Here is a 13,123-nt window from a genome sequence, read left to right as displayed (position 1 = left end):
TCAGTGGGTTCATTATAAAGCCTCGACTAATGGCTGGAATTTCTTGGCTAGGTTTTGTGCTTCAGCATGTGCTTTCTTTAATAAACTCAATGAATCGCCTCCAATCCTGTCCGCGATTGCGATTTCTGCGTTCGAGGCGGTATTAAAGTCCAGATTAGCGGTTTGGGTAAAAAGTTTTTTTAGGATTACATAGACCCAGAGTGGGAGATCTGTTCCGGGATCAATTTTCATTGTTTCCTCGCGTGGCATTTTTTCAATAACGTCTGCATACGAATAAATCGCTGCCAGGCTTTTTGGACATAACTGAAACAATATCTCACTTTCTACGAACATCTGAATAAGCGAGCTTGGATCAGCAGCGTAATGCCCCAGTCGAGAGCGGATGGCTTCGCTCAAAGCGTCACCCCTATTTAAGCCCAGAAGTACTTTTCGTATAAAGTTCTGAAGATCTTCTCTTGTTTCAAAATCAGAAGCCTCCTGTTGCCATGGGCTGCCCTCGGTGGAAACAAGGATTAATTTTTGATGTAGGACTCTTAACAGTCTAGTGTTCCAGCGGTGAACCATCCATTTAGGAATGTATTTGGCCTCAACAACTTGAACGGAATTTCCTAGTAGATCTGAAACTGCCTGAAGACTTCCTGTTCGCAGAAATTCTAGAATTCCTTGGGTACATCTAAGTCGATACAGGTTAACCATGGATGGAGTTATGCCGACATTTTTTAGCTGCGATGTGTAAATGTCGTACAGAGAAAGCCCTGGATTGGTAGAAAGCGATTTGGTAAAGTCGGGGTTAGACCCCATCTGATAGCGTGTCGAAATTAGAAAAAGTTTTCTCCAGCCGCTTTTCTTTTTATCAAGAAGTCGTTTTCTGACAGATCTTGTATAGAGAATCACATATTCGACAATTCGTGTGCTGAGAGGTGGAAGAACGGAAACTTTCCGATCCCTAGCGCGCGGCTTACTCACACTTAGAGTAATGCGTTTTGTATCCGAGTTTCCTCGGAGGTAGAATTTTCCATCTTGGGTATAGAGCTTAACGTTACCGAGTGCTGATGGGTTGAAAGTTGGATTTTCAGTGATCAGAATCGCGCAAGCAACCGCGCAGTCTCTAGGTGAGAGATTTCCTAGTAGGCGATTAAATGTTTCGATCACCTGATTGTTTTCAATGCCATCATCTCCAGCAATTTTCCATATACCGGAAGTGAGTTTCGGTCTGGTGTGCGAGTTTTGTATGACACCGTGGAAAAATGGTATTCTTTTAAGCCCTTTATAAGTTAAAGTTGGAAGCTCATCGGTGAAATTTAAGTAATAGTACGCTGTAGCGAGAAACCAGCGCATTCCATTTTCTGTAGAAGGATCTGCAAGATGTTTACCGTTTTTGTGGAAGCAGCCTGAAGACAACACATCTTCTATTTCTTGAGTTGGAATGCTTTCAATAATAATTCTACCTTTCTCATGGCACCGAAGCATTTTTTTCCAGTAGTCGACGCAGCAATTAACAACTGTGTCTGTCCGAAGGTCTAGGGTCTTTTTGAGATTCAGAAGATATGCGTCATCATTTAGGCTTAAGCCATCCTCGATTAGATATTTTTTTGGTAACAAGCATTCGATGTCCTTTGGTATGGGGGCCCTTTCACGTTCATGGCCAAGTGGGTTGCCATTGTTACCATCGGATGTCGCATTAGAGGAAAGCGTTTCATTAGGAATATAAACATCTGAGGGAATAAATCCGCTGCGTTGGAGCTTCTTGTAGAGAAAAGCAATTCCTGACCAATGGTCAATTCTTGTTTTGTATTTCCGCCGAGAATCTGTAAGGAAATTACCGTAATGCGATAAGACAAAGCTGTCCCAGTTTTCTGGTTCAGGCGGAAACGGTCGGGAATCGCTTTTAACCTGGCTGAAAATGTTTCTTGCAGACCTGAAGTGGCCCCTATAGCTGGTCACAGCATTACTCAGGCACAAGCTTTTGATTCCTTCAGCCATTTGAACGAGCGCAACTCTGTCAAAACAAGGGGGAACGGCCAGGGTTGATGAGCGAAACCCAAGTATTGTTTCGTCGTCTGGCCAACTGAAATACAGGGAGTCGTCGGTGATTTCGTAACTGAGCATGGGATTTGGCCATTGGCGAAGGTCTCCCTGAAAAGTAGCTGCTCGATTGACGGTGTCAAATTTTCAGTGTCAAAAAAGGCTCGTAACTCGTTGATATTTAATGAGTATAGGTTTGGTATACCCATTAATATGTCTAGAAAACACTTATGCTCGATATCAACGGCATCCTCGGTCTGGCGGCGTTGATGGGCGGGCTCAAACATGGCGAACAGTCCTACAACGATGATTCGGCGCGCAGCTACAGCGTGATGATTCTTACCGCCATGGGGGTGTCGATGGTGGTGCCGGAGTTCATTCCCGAGGCCAACTGGAAGCTCTATTCGGCCTTCACCATCGGTGCGATGGTGGTGCTGTATACCTTGTTCCTGCGCATGCAGGTTGGTCCGCACAGTTACTTTTTCAGTTACAGCTATCCGGACAAGCGACGCAAGAAGGAGCCTCAGGAAAGCGAACCGGCACCGATCAACCTGAAGTTGTCCATCGGCATCCTGGTGTTCGGTGTGGTGGTGATTGGCGCACTGGCCGAGGTGATGTCCAAGACCCTCGATCTGGGCCTGGAAGGGACAGGCGCGCCGCCGGTGATAACGGCAATCCTGGTGGCGGCGATTTCCGCGGCCCCAGAGATTTTGACGGCATTGCGTGCGGCGCTGGCCAATCGCATGCAGTCGGTCGTCAACATCGCATTGGGCGCGTCGCTGTCGACGGTGATCCTGACGGTGCCGGTGATGGAAGCGATGGCGCTTTACACCGGCCAGCCGTTCCAGATGGCCATGACGCCGGTGCAGACCGTGATGATCTTCATCACCCTGATCGTCAGCGCAATCAACCTTAACGATGGCGAGACCAACGCCATCGAAGGCATGACCCACTTTGTGCTGTTTGCGACGTTTATCATGTTGTCGCTGCTGGGCCTTTGAACACCATAAATTCCTTGTAGGAGCGAGCCTGCTCGCGATGGTGTGTCAGTCAACATCCATGTAACTGATCCTCCATCGCGAGCAGGCTCGCTCCTACAGTTGATTGGTGTTGTGTCAGGTCCCGGCGATCAACTGCCGCGCAGCCTGGCTGTGATCGGCGATCAAGCCTTTGAGGTCGAGCCCTTCAACCTGACCGTCAATCACTCGCCATTTGCTGCCGACCATCACCCGGTCCGCGCGATCCGCGCCGCACAGCAGTAGCGCCGATACCGGATCGTGGCTGCCGGAGAAACGCAGTTCGTCGAGCTTGAACAGCGCCAGGTCGGCTTGCTTGCCCACGGCAATCTCACCGATATCGGTACGGCCCAACAGGCTCGCCGAACCTTTGGTCGCCCAACCCAGTACGCGTTCCGGCGTGATCTTCTCGGCACCGTAGCGCAGACGCTGGATGTACAGCGCCTGCCGGGTTTCAAGCATCATGTTCGACGCATCGTTGGAGGCCGAGCCATCCACGCCAAGGCCGAGCAGCGCGCCGGCATCGGTCAATTCGATGGTCGGGCAGATGCCGGAGGCCAGGCGCATGTTCGAGCTCGGGCAATGGCAAATGCCGGTGCCGGCCGCGCCGAGGCGGGCGATTTCATCCGGGTTGAAGTGGATGCCGTGGGCCAGCCAGGTACGCGGGCCGAGCCAGCCAACGCTGTCCAGGTAATCCACAGTGCGCAGGCCAAAGCGTTGCAGGCAGAAGTCTTCTTCGTCGAGGGTTTCGGCCAAGTGAGTGTGCAGGCGCACGTCAAGTTTGTTGGCCAGATCGGCACTGGCAGACATGATTTCCGGGGTCACGGAGAACGGCGAGCAGGGCGCCAGGGCAATCTGGATTTGTGCGCCTTCGCCGCGTTCGTGGTACTCGGCGATCAAGCGCTGGCTGTCGTCGAGAATCACCTCGCCTTCCTGCACGGTTTGTTGCGGTGGCAGGCCGCCGTCCTTTTCACCGAGGCTCATGGAGCCACGCGTGAGCATGGCGCGCATGCCCAGTTCGCGCACGCTTTCAACCTGCACGTCGATCGCATTTTCCAGGCCTTCGGGGAACAGATAGTGGTGATCGGCGGCGGTGGTGCAACCGGACAGCAGCAACTCGGCCAACGCGACTTTGGTGGCGAGGGCCAGTTTTTCCGGCGTCAGTCGGGCCCAGACCGGGTACAGGGTTTTCAGCCACGGGAACAAAGGCTGGTTGACCACCGGCGCCCAGGCGCGGGTCAGGGTTTGATAGAAATGGTGATGGGTGTTGATCAGGCCAGGCAGGATCACGTGCTCGCGGGCGTCGAACACTTCATTGCACGGTGCCGAAGGTTGTTGACCGAGGCTGAGCACTTCGACGATCACACCGTCTTGCAGCACCAGGCCGCCACGGGCATCGAGACCGTTGGCCGTGAAAATGGCGAGGGGATTTTTTAACCAGGTACGGGTCGCAGGCATGTTGGCCGGCTCCTCTGAAAGTGGGGTTCAGGGTTGCCAGCTCAGTGTTGCCCTGTCTGCTGATCCAGGGTCGCCGGGGAGGCGAGGTGCGGAGTTTCGATCAAAACGGCTTTCCCGGCAAGCCTCGTCCGACAGAGCAACCGGAGCCCCTGTGGGAGCGGGCTTGCCCGCGATAGCGGTGTATCAGGTGCCAACGATATCGACTGACACTCCGTCATCGCGGGCAAGCCCGCTCCCACAGGGGGTTGTGTGTTACCAGGGAATGGTTTCGCCCCGGTAATTCACAAAATGATGCCCGCCCTTGCCGACATACGCATTCACCTGATCCACCAGGCCGCGGGTGCTGGTTTCAACGTCGATGTCGGCACCTTCACCGCCCATGTCGGTCTTCACCCAGCCCGGATGCAGCGACAACACAGTCAGCTTCTGCTCGCCCAACTGGGTGACGAAGCTGTTGGTCATGGAGTTCAGCGCCGCTTTGCTGGCCTTGTACAGCGCCAGTTCCGGCGCATCCGGCATGGTCACGCTGCCGAGCACCGAACTCATGAACGCCAGCACGCCGGTATCCGGCCGGATCTGCCCGATGAAACGCTGAGCCAGGTTGATCGGCGCGACGGCGTTGGTGAAAAACAGCTGACCGACGTCGGCCAGCGTCGCACCGCCGTTCGGCGTCTGCACGTCAGGGCCCTTGACCCCGGCATTGACGAACAGCAGGTCGAACACTTCGCCTTTGAGCTGTTGGCTCAATGCGATCACCGCTTGCTGGTCGTCCATGTCGAGCTTCTCGATCCGCACCTTGCCCAAGGCCTGCAAGGCATTGGCGTTCTGCGGGTTACGCACGGTGGCGGTGACTTGCCAGCCGTCGGCCAGCAGGGTTTTCACCAGCCCGAGGCCCAAGCCCCGGGAGGCGCCGATGATGAGTGCGGTTTTTGCCGTGGACATGATGGGCTTCCTTGAAAGTTGAGCGTCGCGGACTCGATGGGCACGCGGGTTGAGCCTATGCTGCATCGCTGGATGCCAGGCGTCGAGTCCGTTGTTGTCTGTTGTTCAGACTAACGCCCAGCCTGCCACGGCTGCCCCAACGACACCGGCGCATACAACCGGGTGCGCACCACATCCCGGGACAACAGCACCAGCACCACAATGGTCGCCACGTACGGCAGCATCGCCAGCAGGCTCGATGGAATCGCCAGCCCCAATCCCTGCGCCACCAGATGCAGAATGCTGGCGAGCCCGAACAGGTAGGCGCCGAGCAGCAGTCGCCACACCCGCCAACTGGCAAACACCACCAGTGCCAGGGCAATCCAGCCGCGTCCGGCGCTCATGTTTTCCGCCCACATGGGCGTGTACGCCAGGGACAGATACGCCCCGGCCAACCCCGCCATCGCACCGCCAAACAACACCGCCAATGCGCGCACGCCCAGCACTGGCAAGCCCATGGCACTGGCCGCATCCGGGTTTTCCCCGACTGCCTGGATAATCAGCCCGACGCGGCTTTTCAGAATCACCCAGGCCACCAGCGCAAACAGGGCGAACGACAGATACACCAGCAGATCCTGGGCAAACAGCATGCGTCCGATCAGCGGAATTTCACTCAAGTAAGGGATCGCCAAGGGTTCGAAACCCGCCAGTGGTTTACCGACCCATGCCGCGCCGACGAAGGTCGACAGGCCCACGCCAAAAATCGTCAGCGCCAGGCCGGTGGCCACCTGATTGGCATTGAACACCAGCGCCACCAGTGCAAACAGCGAGGACAACAGCATCCCGGCCAGCATCGCCAGCAACACCCCCAGCCACAAGTGGCCGGTACTGAATGCGACGATGAAACCGATCACCGCGCCAAACAGCATCATGCCTTCCTGGCCCAGATTGAGTACGCCGCTTTTCTCGCAGATCAGTTCACCCAGCGCCACCAGCAGCAAGGGTGTGCCGCAGCGCACCATGGCGTAGAAAATATTGCTCAGCAGATCGATATCCATCACAGCGCTCCTGCGTGTACGGCGGTGGTGGGGGCGCGGCGGGTCCAGCGCAGGTTCAAACGCGGGCGATAGAGAATCAGCACATCACTGGCCAGCAGGAAAAACAGCATCATCCCCTGGAACAATTGCGTGATCGCCTGGGGCAGGTTCAGGCTCATTTGCGCGCTCTCGCCACCGATGTACAGCAGCGCCATCAACAGGCTGGAAAACAGAATACCGACAGGATTCAAACGACCGAGAAAGGCCACGGTGATCGCCGCGTAGCCGTAGCCGGGCGACACTTGTGGCACCAATTGACCGATCGGGCCGGTGACTTCGCAGACGCCGGCCAGCCCCGCCAGCCCCCCGCTGATCAACAGCGCGAGCCAGATCAGGCGCTTTTCGCGAAAGCCGACGAAACCGGCCGCGCGCTTGTCCAGCCCAAGTACTTTGATCTGGAAACCGACAAAGCTTTTCTGCAACAACACCCACACCGCCACCAGCGCGAGCAGGGCGAAATACACCCCGGCATGCACTCGACCATCCTCTGTCAGCAACGGCAAGCGACTGGCATCGCCGAACATCGCCGACTGCGGAAAGTTGAAGCCTTCCGGGTCTTTCAGCGGGCCATGAACGCAATACAGCAAGAGGTTCAGGGCGATGTAATTGAGCATGATGCTGGTGAGGATTTCATTGGCATTGAAGCGCGTGCGCAACCATGCGGTCAGACCGGCCCATGCCGCGCCAGCGAAGGTGCCGGTGAGCAGGATCAGTACCAGCGCCCAACGGCTTTGCATATCGATGATGTTTACCGCCAGCGCACTGCCGGCCAGTGCACCGAGCAACAGTTGACCTTCGGCGCCGATGTTCCAGATCCGCGCCTGATAGGCCACCGCCAGGCCCAGTGCGCAGAGCAGAATGGGCAAGGCCTTGACCAGCAATTCGGATACGCCATACCAGTCGCTGACCGGTGCGATCAGCAAGGTGTGCAGCGTCAGCAGCGGGTCATGCCCCAGTGCGATGAACAGCAGCGAGCCACAGCTCAGCGTCAGGACCGCCGCGAGCATCGGCGAACACCACAACATCAGGCGCGATTGCTGGCCACGGGGTTCAAGAGAAAGCAGCATGTGACACTCCGTTAAAGCGTTGCGGATACAGGTGATTGAGGGGCGTCGAAGCGGCCGGCCATCCAGCCGCCGACATCGATCAGGCGGGTGTCGACCGTGGCGCGCAGTGGCGACAATCGTCCGCCGCACAAGGCGGCGAGGCGGTCGCTGATCTGGAACAACTCGTCGAGGTCTTCGGAGATCACCAGGATCGCCGCGCCGGCATCGCGCAAGGCAATCAGCGCCCGGTGAATGGTGGCGGCGGCGCCGACATCCACGCCCCAGGTCGGGTGGGCGGCCACCAGCAGCTTCGGTTGCTGGAGGATCTCCCGGCCGAGGATGAACTTCTGCAGGTTACCGCCCGACAGGCTGCGGGCCGGGGTTTGGCTGTCCGGTGTCTTGACCCCGAAGCGACGGATGATCTCTTCGGCCAGCGCTTCGACTTTGCCGCGCTGCACCAGGCCGTGACTGACCAGCCCTTGTTGAAATGCCGTGAGCAGGGCGTTATCCGCCAGGCTCAGTTCCGGCACGGCGCCGTGGCCCAGGCGTTCGGCGGGGACGAACGCCTGGCCGCGCAGGCGACGCGCGTCGGGGCGCAAATGGGCCACCGCTTCGCTGCCAAAGCAGATCGTTGTGCCCTCGTCGCGGGTCAGCCGTTCTTCACCGCTGAGCAAGGCCAGCAATTCGTCCTGGCCATTGCCGGCCACCCCGGCGATGCCGAAGATTTCGCCGCTGCGCACCTCAAGGTTGATGTTTTTCAGTGAACAGCCAAACGGGTCGGGGTTATGCCAGGACAAGTCTTTGACCTTCAAGAAGGCCTGAGCGCCGCGCACCTTTGGATAATCGGTGATCAGTTCTGCGGCCTCGCCCACCATCAGTCGCGCCAATTGCGAGTCTGAACATTCGGCAGGCACGCATTGCCCAGCCACCCGGCCGCCTCGCAGTACTGTTGCGCTGTGGCACAGGGCGCGGACTTCGCCGAGCTTGTGGCTGATAAACAGAATGCTGCAGCCCTCGGCGGCGAGCCTGCGCAGGGTGATGAACAAATCGTCGGCCTCCTGCGGGGTCAGCACCGAAGTCGGTTCGTCGAGGATCAGCAGGCGGATGTCCTGCATCAGGCAGCGAATGATTTCCACCCGTTGCCGTTCGCCGATGGAGAGGCTGTGGACAAGTCGTTCCGGTTCCAGCGCCATGCCATAACGCTGTGAGACTTCACGGATCTTCGGTTCAAGTTGTTTCGGCGTGCCCGCCGCTGCGCCCATGGCCAACGCGATGTTCTGCGCCACGCTCAGGGTTTCGAACAACGAGAAATGCTGGAACACCATGCCGATTCCGAGGTTGCGCGCCTGAGCCGGGTTGCGCATGGTCACGCGTTGTCCCTGCCAGATCAGCTCCCCCGCGTCAGCGTGGACGACGCCGTAGATGATCTTCATGAGCGTACTTTTGCCCGCACCGTTTTCACCGAGCAGGGCATGGATTTCGCCCGGGGCGATGCTCAGGTCGATGTCATCGTTGGCCAGGCAGCCTGGGTAGCGCTTGCTGATGCTGCGCAGTTGCAAGCGTGGCGCTTGAAGGGGGAGTGGCACGGGATTGGGCATGACAGGCTCAGTGCTATGGACGTGTGCCTGTGGATAAAGCAATTTTCTGGCCATTGGGTCAGGAAATTGTCAAACCGCCATGCGTCAAGGCGTTGCGCAGGCGGCTCCGCTGGGAGTCCTCCCGAATTCGGCACCACTTGAGGGCAAAGCCTTTGATCGGGCTCCGCTTTCGCTCGGCAGCCTTTGATCAAAAAATGAGCAGTTGAGCGTAAGCCATGTCCGGCATGGTGCGGCAGCGGCCATGAACGGGTTATCCACAGATTGCTCCACAGTATTTGTGCGCAAGCTCAAAGGGAGGGCATAAGCGCGCGACGGCTATCTTCTAAAGGTGATAAACCGCTCTAACTAATTGTTTTTACGTGGATTTGGCGTTTTCAATGTCGAATTGGACGAAAAGTGAGCAAAGCCCTGAAAGCCGCATGACAGAAGGGTTACAGCAGTATGTGCTCAGGTTATCCACAGTCGGGTGCACAGCTGATGTGGGCAAGTATGGAATAAGTGAAAAATCGGCGCGCCCCAAAAAAATGCAGGCCTCAACGCTCCAACAAAATGCGTCCCCGACTCAAGTCGGCGAGCTGGGATTGCAGGGTATCAATCTGACTTGCACCGACCGCCAACTGCAGTTCCACACCATTGGCCGTGAAGTTTTCGTCCACCACCAGACCACCGAGTTCGGCCACCCGCAGCTTCACCAGGGCCAACTCACTAAACCCACAGGCACAGCTCAATGGCACCCGAGTGATCAATTCGATCTTCGGTGCTGGCTGCAGGCATTTGTTCGCACCGCCGCCGTACGCCCGGGCGAGTCCGCCGGTACCGAGTTGAATGCCGCCATACCAACGAATCACCAGTACCACGACCTGGTCGCAATCCTGAGCATCGATCGCGGCCAGAATCGGTCGGCCAGCCGTGCCGCCCGGTTCGCCGTCGTCGGTGCTGCGGTATTGATCGCCGATTTTCCATGCCCAACAGTTGTGCGTGGCATTCAAGTCGCTGTGTTGTGCGATGAATGCCTGGGCTTCAGCGGGGCTGGTGATCGGCGCGGCGAAGGTAATGAAGCGGCTTTTGCGAATTTCTTCGCGGTATTCGCAAAAACCACTGAGGGTAAAAGGCATAGGTGTCTTAAATAGTCGGAGTCAGGCCACAGCCCTTGAGGATGATACGGATCAGGTTGTTGCCGGCGTCTTCCATGTCCTGCCTGGTCAACTTGCTGCGCCCGCTGACACGGCAAATCTGGGTGGCGAAGTCGGCGTAATGCTGGGTGCTGCCCCACAGCAGGAAGATCAGGTGCACCGGATCGACCGGGTCCATTTTGCCAGCATCGATCCACGCTTGAAACACGGCGGCCCGACCCTGGAACCAGCTGCGATAGTCCTGGTTGAAATACTCGGTCAGGCATTCGCCACCGCTGATGACTTCCATGGCGAAGATGCGTGACGCCTGCGGTTGACGCCGGGAGAATTCCATTTTGGCGCGGATGTAGCGGGTCAGGGCTTCAGCCGGATCGTCCTCGGCGGTCAAGGTGTTGAAGGTGCTGTCCCACAATTGCAGGATGTTACTCAGCACCGCCACGTACAAACCGAGTTTGTTGGTGAAGTAATAATGCAGGTTCGCCTTTGGCAACCCGGCATTCAGGGCGATGGTGTTCATGCTGGTGCCTTTGAACCCGTGACGGGCGAACTCGTCTTCGGCGGCTTTGATGATGGTCTCTTCGTTCTTCTGACGAATGCGGCTGGCGGGTTTTCCACCGTGGGCTGGGACTTCAAAGGTCATAGGCACTTCCGGACAAGTGGGTGGGTGCATCCAGTGCGTTGATAGCGCACCCATGGGCTTCAGACAAGTCCCGTCGCAGGATTTGCGTTTGTTCAGCGCGTGGCGGCCAGGCTTTCGAGGAAGCTTTCCAGCACCAGATGAGGGCGACGGCCCTTGCGCGTGACCGAGGCGAGGCTCAGGTCATAAAAGCGCGCGTTGGGTTTCAGGGCGCGTAACCGGCCTTGTTGCACCCAAAGGCTGGCGTAGTGGTCCGGCAAGTAACCGATGTAGCGCCCGGTCAGGATCAGGAACGCCATGCCTTCGCGGTCGGAGGCACTGGCGGTGCAGTTGAGCGCCTGATAATGGGCCTGGATTTCCGCGGGCAAACGAAAGGTCGGCGCAATGGCGTCCTGACTGTTCAGGCGTTCATCATCCAATTGTTTGTCATCGACATAGAACAGCGGATGGCCAACCGCGCAGTACAGCAACGAACGTTCGCTGTAGAGCGGTTGATATTCCAGTCCCGACAGTGCGCTCGCCTGTGGCACCACGCCGACGTGCAGGCGACCGTCGAGTACACCTTGTTCCACCTCGTTGGGCGCGATCATGCGGATCTGGATTTGCACGTCCGGGCCGCGCTCTTTCAATTGCGCGAGCGCATGGGTGATACGCATGTGGGGCAGGGTGACCAGGTTGTCGGTCAACCCGATGGTCAATTCACCGCGCAAGTGCTGGTGCAGGCCGTTGACCTCGGTGCGGAAACTTTCCAGTGCACTCAATAGCTGCAATGCCGATTGGTAAACCTCGCGCCCTTCCTCCGTCAGGGAAAAGCCGGCGCGACCGCGTTGGCACAGGCGCAGGCCGAGGCGCTGTTCCAGGTCGCTCATCTGCTGGCTAATGGCCGAACGACCGATGCCGAGCACGCTTTCAGCCGCGGAAAAGCCGCCACATTCGACCACACTGCGAAAAATCCGCAACAGGCGGATATCGAAGTCGCTGACTTGAGCCAGTGGATCGGGACGGCGAATGCTCATGCGGGCTACTCGAATGTTTAGTGAATGGCAGACTGAAGGTTACAAAAGTTGCATTTCACCGACTTTATCGCCGTGGCAACTTAGCTGCAACAACGGTTTTCAATCCCTACGCCGCTTATTGCCTTGCGAGGTTTCGCTCATGAACTTGCCCGAAAACGCCCCGACTTCTCTGGCCAGCCAGCTCAAGCTCGATGCTCACTGGATGCCATACACCGCCAACCGTAGCTTCCAGCGCGATCCGCGTTTGATTGTCGGCGCGGAAGGCAGCTGGCTGATCGACGATAAGGGCCGCAAGGTTTATGACTCGCTGTCCGGTCTGTGGACCTGCGGCGCCGGGCACACCCGCAAGGAAATCCAGGAAGCAGTCGCCAAGCAACTGGGTACCCTCGATTACTCGCCGGGCTTCCAGTACGGCCATCCGCTGTCGTTCCAGCTGGCAGAAAAAATCACGGATCTGACGCCGGGTAACCTGAACCACGTGTTCTTCACCGACTCGGGTTCCGAGTGCGCCGATACCGCCGTGAAGATGGTCCGTGCCTACTGGCGCCTGAAGGGCCAGTCGACCAAGACCAAGATGATTGGCCGTGCCCGCGGCTATCACGGCGTGAACATCGCCGGCACCAGCCTCGGCGGTGTGAACGGCAACCGCAAAATGTTCGGCCAGGCGATGATGGACGTCGATCACTTGCCGCACACGTTGCTGGCGAGCAATGCGTTCTCCCGTGGCATGCCGGAGCAGGGTGGTATCGCCTTGGCAGACGAACTGCTGAAGCTGATCGAACTGCATGACGCGTCGAACATCGCAGCGGTATTCGTCGAGCCAATGGCCGGCTCCGCTGGCGTGCTGGTTCCGCCACAGGGTTACCTCAAGCGTCTGCGCGAGATCTGCGATCAGCACAGCATCCTGTTGGTGTTCGACGAAGTGATCACCGGTTTCGGCCGTACCGGCAACATGTTTGGTGCCGACACCTTTGGCGTGACCCCGGATCTGATGTGCATTGCCAAGCAAGTCACCAACGGTGCGATCCCGATGGGCGCGGTGATTGCCAGTTCCGAGATCTACCAGACGTTCATGAATCAGCCGACCCCTGAATACGCGGTGGAATTCCCGCACGGCTATACCTATTCCGCACACCCGGTGGCGTGCGCCGCGGGCCTCGCAGCACTGGACCTGTT

The 13,123-nt window shown here is 57.6% G+C and carries 10 protein-coding genes and 1 pseudogene (1 of these 11 cut by a window edge); 2 read left to right on the top strand and 9 right to left on the bottom strand.

Features of this window, described 5'->3' with window-relative positions; genetic code table 11:
- Positions 1-12: 12 nt before the first annotated feature.
- Positions 13-2,109 (bottom strand): hypothetical protein, encoded by a 2,097-nt coding sequence (locus BLV61_RS30885; RefSeq protein ID WP_139213624.1) that lies wholly within the window; start codon positions 2,107-2,109, stop codon positions 13-15.
- Positions 2,110-2,252: 143 nt separating this feature from the next.
- On the opposite strand from BLV61_RS30885, the pseudogene BLV61_RS11865 reads away from it, so the two are divergent.
- Positions 2,253-3,026, top strand: a pseudogene (locus tag BLV61_RS11865) (calcium:cation antiporter); the annotation flags it as partial.
- A 114-nt stretch (positions 3,027-3,140) separates the two neighbouring features.
- Here the strand turns inward: BLV61_RS11865 and BLV61_RS11860 are convergent.
- From BLV61_RS11860 to BLV61_RS11825, 8 genes are all read right to left on the bottom strand, one after another.
- A complete protein-coding gene (locus BLV61_RS11860; protein WP_090465126.1) occupies positions 3,141-4,499 on the bottom strand; it encodes an 8-oxoguanine deaminase in 1,359 nt (452 codons plus the stop codon).
- Positions 4,500-4,751: 252 nt separating this feature from the next.
- Entirely contained in the window at positions 4,752-5,441 is a 690-nt protein-coding gene (locus BLV61_RS11855; protein ID WP_090465123.1) for an SDR family oxidoreductase, read from the bottom strand.
- A gap of 110 nt (positions 5,442-5,551) precedes the next feature.
- Complete coding sequence (locus BLV61_RS11850) at positions 5,552-6,478, bottom strand: ABC transporter permease (protein WP_090465121.1); 927 nt, start codon at positions 6,476-6,478, stop codon at positions 5,552-5,554.
- Positions 6,478-7,584, bottom strand: coding sequence for an ABC transporter permease (locus tag BLV61_RS11845; protein WP_047537136.1), 1,107 nt, complete (start codon positions 7,582-7,584; stop codon positions 6,478-6,480). The genes BLV61_RS11850 and BLV61_RS11845 overlap by 1 nt, the downstream gene beginning before the upstream one ends.
- A gap of 11 nt (positions 7,585-7,595) precedes the next feature.
- Complete coding sequence (locus tag BLV61_RS11840) at positions 7,596-9,161, bottom strand: ABC transporter ATP-binding protein (RefSeq protein WP_090465118.1); 1,566 nt, start codon at positions 9,159-9,161, stop codon at positions 7,596-7,598.
- A 533-nt stretch (positions 9,162-9,694) separates the two neighbouring features.
- Positions 9,695-10,276: an IMPACT family protein gene (locus BLV61_RS11835; RefSeq protein WP_090465115.1), complete on the bottom strand. Its 582-nt coding sequence runs from the start codon at positions 10,274-10,276 to the stop codon at positions 9,695-9,697.
- 7 nt (positions 10,277-10,283) lie between these two features.
- On the bottom strand, positions 10,284-10,934 hold the full coding sequence (locus BLV61_RS11830) for a TetR/AcrR family transcriptional regulator (protein WP_047537145.1): 651 nt from the start codon (positions 10,932-10,934) through the stop codon (positions 10,284-10,286).
- Positions 10,935-11,026: 92 nt separating this feature from the next.
- Complete coding sequence (locus BLV61_RS11825) at positions 11,027-11,947, bottom strand: LysR family transcriptional regulator (protein WP_047537148.1); 921 nt, start codon at positions 11,945-11,947, stop codon at positions 11,027-11,029.
- Positions 11,948-12,086: 139 nt separating this feature from the next.
- Here BLV61_RS11825 and aptA point away from each other — a divergent pair, with 139 nt between their 5' ends.
- Positions 12,087-13,123: the 5' portion of an omega-aminotransferase AptA gene (gene aptA, locus BLV61_RS11820; protein ID WP_047537151.1), read on the top strand. 313 nt of this gene lie beyond the right edge of the window; only the first 1,037 of its 1,350 coding nucleotides appear in the window; the start codon lies at positions 12,087-12,089; its stop codon lies beyond the right edge, outside the window.

The sequence above is a fragment of the Pseudomonas mohnii genome (assembly GCF_900105115.1).
Taxonomy (GTDB): domain Bacteria; phylum Pseudomonadota; class Gammaproteobacteria; order Pseudomonadales; family Pseudomonadaceae; genus Aquipseudomonas; species Aquipseudomonas mohnii.
The sequence above is the reverse complement of the archived record's forward strand: the minus strand, read 5'-3'. Positions and strand labels throughout refer to the sequence as shown.

Coding starts and splice junctions, on each gene's coding strand:
- BLV61_RS30885 (WP_139213624.1), bottom strand. CDS start 2,109: ATGCTCAGTTACGAAATCACCGACGACTCCCTGTATTTCAGTTGGCCA.
- BLV61_RS11860 (WP_090465126.1), bottom strand. CDS start 4,499: ATGCCTGCGACCCGTACCTGGTTAAAAAATCCCCTCGCCATTTTCACG.
- BLV61_RS11855 (WP_090465123.1), bottom strand. CDS start 5,441: ATGTCCACGGCAAAAACCGCACTCATCATCGGCGCCTCCCGGGGCTTG.
- BLV61_RS11850 (WP_090465121.1), bottom strand. CDS start 6,478: ATGGATATCGATCTGCTGAGCAATATTTTCTACGCCATGGTGCGCTGC.
- BLV61_RS11845 (WP_047537136.1), bottom strand. CDS start 7,584: ATGCTGCTTTCTCTTGAACCCCGTGGCCAGCAATCGCGCCTGATGTTG.
- BLV61_RS11840 (WP_090465118.1), bottom strand. CDS start 9,161: ATGCCCAATCCCGTGCCACTCCCCCTTCAAGCGCCACGCTTGCAACTG.
- BLV61_RS11835 (WP_090465115.1), bottom strand. CDS start 10,276: ATGCCTTTTACCCTCAGTGGTTTTTGCGAATACCGCGAAGAAATTCGC.
- BLV61_RS11830 (WP_047537145.1), bottom strand. CDS start 10,934: ATGACCTTTGAAGTCCCAGCCCACGGTGGAAAACCCGCCAGCCGCATT.
- BLV61_RS11825 (WP_047537148.1), bottom strand. CDS start 11,947: ATGAGCATTCGCCGTCCCGATCCACTGGCTCAAGTCAGCGACTTCGAT.